Consider the following 9,115-nt stretch of genomic DNA (forward strand, 5'->3'; position numbering starts at 1 on the left):
AATGGATATTCAAATGCCTGAAATGAATGGCATAAAAGCAACTAAAATTGTAAAAAATAAGTACCCACAAATAAAAATAATAATGCTTACAGTTGTAGATGATGATGAGTGTATTTTTAAAGCTATAAAAGCTGGTGCAAATGGGTATCTCTTAAAAGAAATTAATGCAGAAAATTTATACAAAAGTATTATAGAAGTAACTAAAGGTGGTGCACCAATGACACCAAGTATTGCTCTTAAAACATTAAATTTATTAAGAAATCCTAATTTATTAGATGCTAAATCTAAGAATCAAGAAGAAATAAAACTATCTAAAAGAGAAACCGAAATTTTAATTCAATTAAGTAAAGGTTTAAATTATAATAATATTTCAGACAATCTAATTATTTCTCCATCTACGGTTAGAAAACATATAGAAAATATTTACAAAAAACTACAAGTACACAGTAAAATGGAAGCAGTTATGAAAGCTCAAAAAAGAAACTTAATCTAATCTAAATATTTTATGTATTTTTATAGGAGATAACTCCCCAATATAAATGTTTAAAAAAATTATTTTAGGAGTACTTTCTGGTTTTTTTATAGGCCTGTTTGTAACTTCAATTTTTGTCTCTAAAGAAACAAATTTCTTAGAATTGTTTCTATCAAAAATTACAGCAACTTCTATTATTACAGGTGTTTTTTGTGGTAGTTATGCTCACAAATCGAAATCTAAATTAAAGACTTTTCTAGTTTCAATTTTAATAGGTATAGTAATTTTTTATGTAAAATACTTAATTACAAATCATCATTATGACCCAATTACAATGGGTGCTTTTGTAGGAGCTATGTTAGGTGGCACTCTTGCAGTTTTTAAAAAATTAACACATTCTATAAAAGTTTATCAAAGACTTCAAAGACATCGTAAAAATGGATTTGGCAATAAACATAAAAAAAATAGAATCTAAATATATATTCAGATTCTATTTTTTATTTGATACTTTTATATAAAAATAAGTATCTCTAGTTTTTTTAGCTTACGTATTTATCAACATTTTGCCAAGGACCTCCATTAATTACATCTACTCCGTTATTTGCTAAAAACTGAGTTGCTTGCCCACTTCTTGCTCCACTTCTACATACAGCAATAATTGGCTTTTTCCAAGATTTTATTTTTTCAATTTCTAAAGGAATCACTGTTAAAACAACATGCTTTGCTCCTGCTGTATGACCTTCATCCCACTCTGCTTTTGTTCTTACATCTAAAACAATTGCTCCTTTATCTAAATATTCTTTAATTTCTTCGCTCATATTTTTTCTTTTAAACAAGTTAAATAACCCCATACTATTCTATTTATTTTGCACAAAACTAAGCCATTTTCAATTAGTCTTGTGTAGCTTATGTTACATTTTAAATATTTCAAAATTCTGTTTTGTGTTAAATACTATTCTGCAAAAATAATTCTTATAATTCAAAAATCATAAATTATACTATTCCTTTTTTTATGTTAGAAATTGAATATTGTTTCTTTGTTTTCAGATCGATTAATTCGATAGTAAAATTCATCAAAACATCTATTAATATTATTTTCAATGACTTAACTGAATCACTAGGGTTTATAATGTGTAAAAAAACTTTACTTTTCCATCATCTATAAGTTCTAAAGCTAACATAGTTCCTACCAAGCTTTCCTTCTTCATATCCATCAACCACATATTCAACTACATTTACATTCCCTTTCATAGGGGAGTTTTCACTTAATTTCATCGCTTCGCGTACTTTATGCATAAATAATCTATCTGTTTTAAAGCGTTCAATAAATTCTATCATGTTTTAACCTTTTTATTGACTTTCAAGACAAGATATAAAACTAAATATTGACTTCAAAATGTAGTAATAAAACAACAGTAAAAGAAGTTAAAAACATATAAAATATGCTACACCTAACTACCATAAAAAAAATCGTTAAAAATAAATCTAAACTACTATTTGTCAATCAAATAAAAAGCAATACATTTGCACTCCTTTTTTAAGGAAAAAATAATCATTAATTAACAAAAACTAATAGTGTAATTATGAACACATTAAGTTACAAAACAGTATCAGCAAACAGCGCTACCGTAAACAAGGAGTGGGTTTTAGTTGATGCAGACGGGCAAACGTTGGGTCGTCTAGCTTCTAAAGTAGCAAAGCTAATTAGAGGTAAATACAAGCCAAATTATACTCCTCACGTAGATTGTGGAGATAACGTGGTTATTATCAACGCAGAAAAAATTGTTTTAACTGGTAACAAATGGAAAGACAAATCTTACATTCGTCATACAGGATACCCAGGAGGACAAAGATCGTTAACTGCAACAGAAATGTTTGAGAAAGATCCTACAAGATTAATCGAAAAGGCAGTAAAAGGTATGTTACCAAAAAACACTTTAGGTAGCGCTTTATATAGAAACTTGTATGTATATGCAGGTACAGAGCACAAACAAGCAGGTCAAGAACCTAAAGCTATTAACCTTAACGATTTAATATAATGGATACAGTTCACAAAATTGGTAGAAGAAAAACTGCTGTTGCTCGTATTTATCTTTCTGAAGGTAAAGGTAACATTACAGTAAATGGTAAAGAATACAAAAATTACTTTACTACAGGTACTTTACAATATAAAGTTCAACAACCTTTAATGTTAACAGAAAACTTAGAATCTTATGATATCAAAGTTAATGTTTACGGAGGTGGTGTAACAGGGCAAGCAGAAGCAATTCGTTTAGCTATTACAAGAGCTTTAGTTTCAATTAACGAAGAGCACAGAGCTATTTTAAAACCAGAAGGTTTATTAACTCGTGATCCTAGAATGGTTGAACGTAAGAAATTTGGTCAGAAGAAAGCACGTAAAAAATTCCAATTCTCGAAACGTTAATATATTTACAGAATTTATTCTGTACTATATTATATCGAGAACTGTTATTATTACATACAATTAATATTAAACAGTTTAGCATCTAAATATATAAGACTCGAAAGACTACTTATGTATTGATTTCAAAACAGAAAGTAAACACATTTTAAAAATGGCAAACGTAAACATTCAAGAATTATTAGAAAGTGGTGTACACTTTGGACACTTAACTAGAAAATGGAACCCAAATATGGCTCCATACATTTATACAGAACGTAATGGTGTTCACATCATCGATTTGTATAAAACAGCTGCAAAAATAGAAGAAACTTCAGAAGCTTTAAAAAAGATTGCTAACTCTGGACGTAAAATTTTATTTGTTGCTACTAAAAAACAAGCAAAAGATATTGTTGCAGACAAAGCAAAAGCAGTAAACATGCCTTTCATTACAGAAAGATGGCCAGGTGGTATGTTAACTAACTTTGTTACTATTAGAAAAGCTGTTAAAAAAATGGCTCATATTGATAGAATGAAGACTGATGGATCTTTTGATGCATTATCTAAAAGAGAAAAATTACAAATTAATCGTCAGAGAGAAAAATTAGAAAAGAATTTAGGTTCTATTTCAGATATGACTCGTTTACCTGGTGCATTATTTGTAGTAGATATTAAGAAAGAGCATATTGCTGTAGCAGAAGCTCAAAAATTAAACATTCCTATTTTTGCAATGGTTGATACGAACTCTGATCCTAGATTAGTAGATTTTATCATTCCTGCAAACGATGATGCTTCTAAGTCTATAGACAAGGTATTATCTTTTGTAACTGATGCAATTGCAGAAGGTTTATCTGATAGAAAGGCAGACAAAGAAAAAGTAAAAGTTGCTAAAGAAGCTCCTAAAAAGGAAGAAACTGTAGCAACAGAAACTCCTGCTGAAGAAACAAAATAATTATAACTTTTAAAATACAAAATAACATGGAAACAGTAAAAGTAAGTGCTGCTGATGTTAAAAAATTAAGAGAAGCTACTGGAGCTGGAATGATGGACTGTAAAAAGGCATTAGTTGAAGCAGGTGGTGATTTTGATAAAGCAATTGATGTTTTACGTAAAAAAGGTCAGAAAATTGCTGCAAAAAGAGCTGATAGAGAATCTACAGAAGGAGTTGCAGTAACAAGAATTAATAACGATAACACTGCTGGTGTTGCAATTGTTTTAGCTTGTGAAACTGATTTTGTTGGTAAAAACGATAAATTTGTTGCTTTAGCTGGTGAATTTGCTGATATCGCTTTAAATTCTGCAGACAAAGAATCTTTCTTAGCTGCTGATTTTGGAGGAATGACTGTTGCAGAAAAATTAGTTGAACAAACAGGTGTTATTGGTGAGAAATTAGACATTACAGCTTTCGAAAAAATCGAAGCTGCTTATGTTGGTGCTTACACACACATTGGAAAAATTGCTGCTTTAGTAGGTTTATCTGCAAATGTAGATAATGCTGATGCTTTATCTAAAGATGTAGCAATGCAAGTAGCGTCTATGGGTGCAACTACTTTATCATACAAAGATTTTGACCCAGCTTATGTAGCTGCAGAAACTGAAGCTAGAATTGCAGTTATCGAAAAAGATAATATTGAATTAGGAAGATTAGGAAAAACATTAAAAAATGTTCCTCAATTTATTTCTATGTCTCAATTAACTCCAGAAGTTATTGCAAAAGCCGAAGAAGATGCAAAAGCACAATTAGCTGCAGAAGGAAAACCAGAAAAAATTTGGGATAGAATTTTACCAGGAAAAATGGAAAGATTTATTTCTGACAATACAACTTTAGATACTGAGCAATGTCTTTTAGACCAAGCTTTTATTAAAGATGAAAAGAAAAATGTTGCACAATATGTTGAAACATTTGGTGATGTTGAAGTTTCTACTTTTAAAAGAGTTACTTTAGGATAGTAATCCTAACAAATCACATATTTTAAAAACCTCGCAAATTTGCGAGGTTTTTTATTTATCAAAAAATAGAAACTAAAAAAAAATACGTAATTTTGCACAACTTTTAAAGAAACTATGAAATATCAAAGAATACTTTTAAAACTAAGTGGAGAAGCATTAATGGGTAAAAGACAATATGGAATTGACCCAAATCGTTTATCTGAATACGCAAAAGAAATTAAAGAAGTAGTTGCCCAAAATATAGAAGTTGCAATTGTTATTGGTGGTGGAAATATCTTTAGAGGTGTTGCAGGAGCTGCAAATGGCATGGATCGTGTACAAGGAGACCATATGGGAATGCTTGCAACATGTATTAATGGACTTGCTTTGCAAAGCGCTTTAGAAGATGAGGGTGTACATACACGTTTGCAAACTGCACTAGAAATTAAAGAAGTCGCAGAACCTTATATTAAAAGAAAAGCAATTCGTCATTTAGAAAAAGGACGCGTTGTAATTTTTGGAGCAGGAACAGGAAACCCGTATTTTACTACTGACACAGCTGCTGTTTTAAGAGCTATTGAAATTGATGCAGATGCAATCTTAAAAGGAACTCGTGTAGACGGAATTTACAATGTAGATCCTGAAAAAGATAAAAGCGCTATTAAATTTGAAACTATTACATTTAAAGATGTTATTAAAAAAGGGCTTAAAGTAATGGATATGACTGCATTTACTTTAAGTGAAGAAAACAAATTACCAATTATTGTTTTCGATATGAATACAAACGGAAATTTATTGAAGTTAGTTTCAGGCGAAAAAATTGGTACTATTGTTGATAATCAATAATCATAATCTTTTAAAAATTTACTAAAGATGAACGAAGAAATTGAATTTATTATTGATACTGCTAAAGAATCAATGAATAATGCCATAGAACATTTAATTAAAGAGTTAAGAACAATTAGAGCTGGTAAAGCAACTCCTTCTATGCTTGCTAATGTAATGGTAGACTATTATGGGGCACAAACGCCATTAGGTCAAGTAGCAAATGTTAGTACACCAGATGCTAGAACCTTAAGTATTCAGCCTTGGGAAAAAAGTATGTTACAAGCTATTGAAAAAGCAATTCAAATTGCCAACTTAGGTTTTAACCCAATGAATAATGGTGATGTTATTATGATTAATGTACCACCTCTAACAGAGGAAAGAAGAATTGGTTTAGCAAAACAAGCTAAAGCAGAAGCTGAGCATGCAAAAGTTGGTGTTAGAAATGCTCGTAAAGAAGCAAATAATGACATTAAAAAAACTGATATTTCTGAAGATATGAAAAAAAATTCTGAAGCAGATATACAAGAATTAACAAATAGTTACATTAAAATTATTGAAGAGAAATTATCTGTAAAAGAAATAGAAATAATGAAGGTTTAAAAACAACTATCTTCATCCAAAAAGAGAGTGTTTATACACTCTCTTTTTGTTTACGATAACTATACAAATTAACTACCTTTACGTAAATTTTTTTAAATGAATTTTTGGACAAAAGTTGCTGGCCTAATCTTAAGAAACCGTTATTTGGTTTTAATTATTATTGCCATTATAACAGGTTTATTGGCCTCACAAATGAAGTATATGAAATTCTCGTATACAGAAGCAAACCTTTTGCCAGAAGATCACGAGGCTAATTTACAATACAACCAATTCTTAAAAATATTTGGAGAAGAAGGCAACTTAGTAATTCTGGGAATTAAAGATTCAACTGTTTTTACTCCTAAAAAATTTAATGCTTGGAATAATTTAGTAAAGAAATTCGATAGTTTAGATGAAACAGATTTTACACTTTCTATAGCTGATATTCAGAAATTAAAAGCAGATAGAAAAAATAGAAAATTTGTTTTAGAAGCCTTATACAAGAAGAAGCCTAAAACAACAGAAGAAGTTAATGCCATAAAAAGACAACTTTTTGAGAAACTCCCTTTTTATGATAATTTACTTTTTAATAAAGAAACAGGTACACTTCAAACGGCTATTTATATAAAAAAAGACATCATAAATACGCCACAACGTAGAGATTTTATTTTTAACACCCTAATACCAACAATTGAAAATTTTGAAAAAGAGAATGATGTTGATATCCGTATTTCTGGTATGCCCTATATTAGAACTTTAAATGCTCAAAACATACAAGATGAAATTCTGCTTTTTGTGTTAGGAGCTTTAGGTATTACTGCTTTAATTTTCTTCTTTTTCTTTCGTTCTTTTAGAGCAACATTTATTACACTTTTGGTTGTTATGATTGGTGTTATTTGGGCTTTTGGATTTATTGGTTTATTTCGTTATGAAATTACAGTATTATCTGCATTAATTCCTCCGTTAATTATTGTAATTGGTGTTCCTAATGCTGTTTTCTTAATCAACAAATATCAGCAAGAAATAAAAAAACACGGGCAACAAGCTAAAGCTTTACAACGTGTTATTGCTAAAATTGGTAACGCAACATTAATGACCAATATTACAACTGCATCTGGTTTTGCAACTTTTGTTTTTGTAAAAAGTAGTTTGCTTCGTGAATTCGGAATTTTAGCTTCTGTAAATATCATTAGTATTTTTATACTGGCATTATTAATTATTCCTATTTTATATAGTTTTATGCCACTTCCTAAAAAGAAGCATTTAAATCATCTTGAAAAAAGATGGATTGAAAATGTAGTAGATTGGATGGAAAAAATGGTTAGAAATAGAAGAATTACCATCTATTTTGCTACAGTAATTGTTATTATTGGAGGAATTATTGGCGTGTATCAAATTAAAGTTTCTGGTAGTATTATAGAAGATATGCCTAAAAGCTTGGAGTTTTACAAAGACATTAAATTCTTTGAAAAAGAATTTGGTGGTATTATGCCATTAGAAATATTAGTAGACACCAAAAAGGAAAAAGGTGTTATGAAACTATCTACTCTTAAGAAAATGGAAAAGATAAATGAAGTTATAGAAACTTTTCCTGAATTATCTAAACCAGTTTCAGTTACCAATTTAGTAAAATACACAAAACAAGCCTATTACAAAGGTAATCCAAAATATTATCAATTACCTACAAGTCAAGAACAAGGTTACATTTTTGCTTACGCCAAAAATTCTAATAGTGATGCTGGTATGCTTAAAAATTTTGTAGATTCTACAGGTCGTTATGCAAGAATAACAACTTTTATGAAAGACATTGGTACAGAAAAGATGAGTGTTATTCAAGATCGCTTAAAAACTGTTATTTCAAAACAATTTCCTTCAGACAAATATAATGTTTCATTAACAGGAAAAGCGTTGGTTTTTATAAAAGGGACTAATTATTTAATTAAAAATTTAGTCATTTCATTATCACTAGCAATTTTCTTAATTGCCATTTTTATGGCGTGGATGTTTAGGTCTCCACAAATGATCTTTATATCTTTAATACCAAATATTTTACCTTTATTAATTACTGCAGGATTAATGGGTTTTTTAGACATCCCCATTAAACCATCTACAATTTTAGTATTTAGCATTGCTTTTGGTATTTCTGTAGATGATACCATTCATTTTTTAGCAAAATATAGACAAGAATTAATATCAAATAAATGGCGTGTAAAACAATCTGTTTATGCTGCTTTACGAGAAACTGGTGTTAGCATGTTCTATACATCTATTGTATTGTTTTTTGGCTTTTTAACTTTTACTCTTTCTAGTTTTGGAGGCACAATTGCTTTAGGCGGTTTAGTTTCTATTACATTATTATTAGCAATGGTTTCTAACTTGTTATTACTACCTTCTTTACTTCTAACTTTTGAAAAGAAAATAGCCAATAAAAAAGTATTTAAAGAACCTGCAATCAAAATTTTCCCTCCAAAGGATGGTAATAATGATATGGAAAAATAATTTTTTGCAACCTATAATTTATTAAAATTAAAAATCGAGTGTTATCGTATAACACCCGATTTTTAGACTAACAAAAAATCAAAAAATTTGTTTTAGAAATCATAGCAATTAATTCAAATGTTTTTAGAGATCTTCAACAATTCAAAAGTAAAAAATTTAGGCCAAAATAAATCAGGTGTTTTCACCTCTTTTTTGATAGCAAACTACTTAAAAATATCATTGTTATTCTTATCTCAAAAAAGTATCTTTACTTTTTAATTATAACATATATTTATATCAATATTATAAGAATATGATCAACAAAAGCGTTGCCGAACTTTTAAAGTCGGAAGGATTATTACTACAAGAAGTACAACTAAAAGGATGGGTTAGAACATTTAGAAGCAATCGTTTTATTGCTTTAAATG

General features: G+C 29.2%; 10 protein-coding genes and 1 pseudogene. 9 read left to right on the forward strand and 2 right to left on the reverse strand.

Annotation, left to right across the window (positions count from 1 at the left end):
* Together ABJG40_RS10200 and ABJG40_RS10205 are read left to right on the forward strand one after the other, a co-directional pair.
* Window positions 1-493: response regulator transcription factor (locus tag ABJG40_RS10200; protein ID WP_348024472.1), on the forward strand; the 493-nt coding region annotated here is incomplete at its 5' end.
* Between the two features lie 46 nt (window positions 494-539).
* Window positions 540-947: a hypothetical protein gene (locus tag ABJG40_RS10205; RefSeq protein WP_348024473.1), complete on the forward strand. Its 408-nt coding sequence runs from the start codon at window positions 540-542 to the stop codon at window positions 945-947.
* Window positions 948-1,011: 64 nt separating this feature from the next.
* Here the strand turns inward: ABJG40_RS10205 and ABJG40_RS10210 are convergent, their stop codons facing one another.
* Both ABJG40_RS10210 and ABJG40_RS10215 read right to left on the reverse strand, forming a co-directional pair.
* Window positions 1,012-1,290: a rhodanese-like domain-containing protein gene (locus tag ABJG40_RS10210; protein ID WP_348024474.1), complete on the reverse strand. Its 279-nt coding sequence runs from the start codon at window positions 1,288-1,290 to the stop codon at window positions 1,012-1,014.
* Window positions 1,291-1,487: 197 nt separating this feature from the next.
* Window positions 1,488-1,786: pseudogene (locus tag ABJG40_RS10215) on the reverse strand (hypothetical protein); the annotation flags it as partial.
* A 269-nt stretch (window positions 1,787-2,055) separates the two neighbouring features.
* On the opposite strand from ABJG40_RS10215, the gene rplM reads away from it, so the two are divergent.
* The 7 genes from rplM to ABJG40_RS10250 all read left to right on the forward strand — a co-directional run bounded on the left by rplM (window position 2,056) and on the right by ABJG40_RS10250 (window position 8,708).
* Window positions 2,056-2,511 carry a 50S ribosomal protein L13 gene (gene rplM / locus ABJG40_RS10220; protein ID WP_348024475.1) on the forward strand — a complete coding sequence of 152 codons (456 nt, stop codon included), beginning with the start codon at window positions 2,056-2,058 and terminating at the stop codon, window positions 2,509-2,511.
* A complete protein-coding gene (gene rpsI, locus ABJG40_RS10225) occupies window positions 2,511-2,897 on the forward strand; it encodes a 30S ribosomal protein S9 (RefSeq protein WP_348024476.1) in 387 nt (128 codons plus the stop codon). The genes rplM and rpsI overlap by 1 nt, the downstream gene beginning before the upstream one ends.
* Window positions 2,898-3,048: 151 nt before the next feature.
* Window positions 3,049-3,825: a 30S ribosomal protein S2 gene (rpsB, locus tag ABJG40_RS10230; RefSeq protein WP_348024477.1), complete on the forward strand. Its 777-nt coding sequence runs from the start codon at window positions 3,049-3,051 to the stop codon at window positions 3,823-3,825.
* A 26-nt stretch (window positions 3,826-3,851) separates the two neighbouring features.
* On the forward strand, window positions 3,852-4,823 hold the full coding sequence (gene tsf / locus ABJG40_RS10235) for a translation elongation factor Ts (protein ID WP_348024478.1): 972 nt from the start codon (window positions 3,852-3,854) through the stop codon (window positions 4,821-4,823).
* 114 nt (window positions 4,824-4,937) lie between these two features.
* Window positions 4,938-5,648 (forward strand): UMP kinase, encoded by a 711-nt coding sequence (pyrH, locus tag ABJG40_RS10240; protein ID WP_348024479.1) that lies wholly within the window; start codon window positions 4,938-4,940, stop codon window positions 5,646-5,648.
* Between the two features lie 27 nt (window positions 5,649-5,675).
* Window positions 5,676-6,230: a ribosome recycling factor gene (frr, locus tag ABJG40_RS10245; RefSeq protein ID WP_348024480.1), complete on the forward strand. Its 555-nt coding sequence runs from the start codon at window positions 5,676-5,678 to the stop codon at window positions 6,228-6,230.
* Window positions 6,231-6,326: 96 nt separating this feature from the next.
* The gene (locus ABJG40_RS10250; protein WP_348024481.1) at window positions 6,327-8,708 is read left to right on the forward strand and encodes an MMPL family transporter; all 2,382 of its coding nucleotides are present in this window, start codon (window positions 6,327-6,329) and stop codon (window positions 8,706-8,708) included.
* The last annotated feature ends 407 nt before the right edge of the window (window positions 8,709-9,115 follow it).

Origin of the sequence: Polaribacter sp., from assembly GCF_039939415.1 — a bacterium.
In the GTDB taxonomy this organism is placed as follows: Bacteria; Bacteroidota; Bacteroidia; order Flavobacteriales; family Flavobacteriaceae; genus Polaribacter.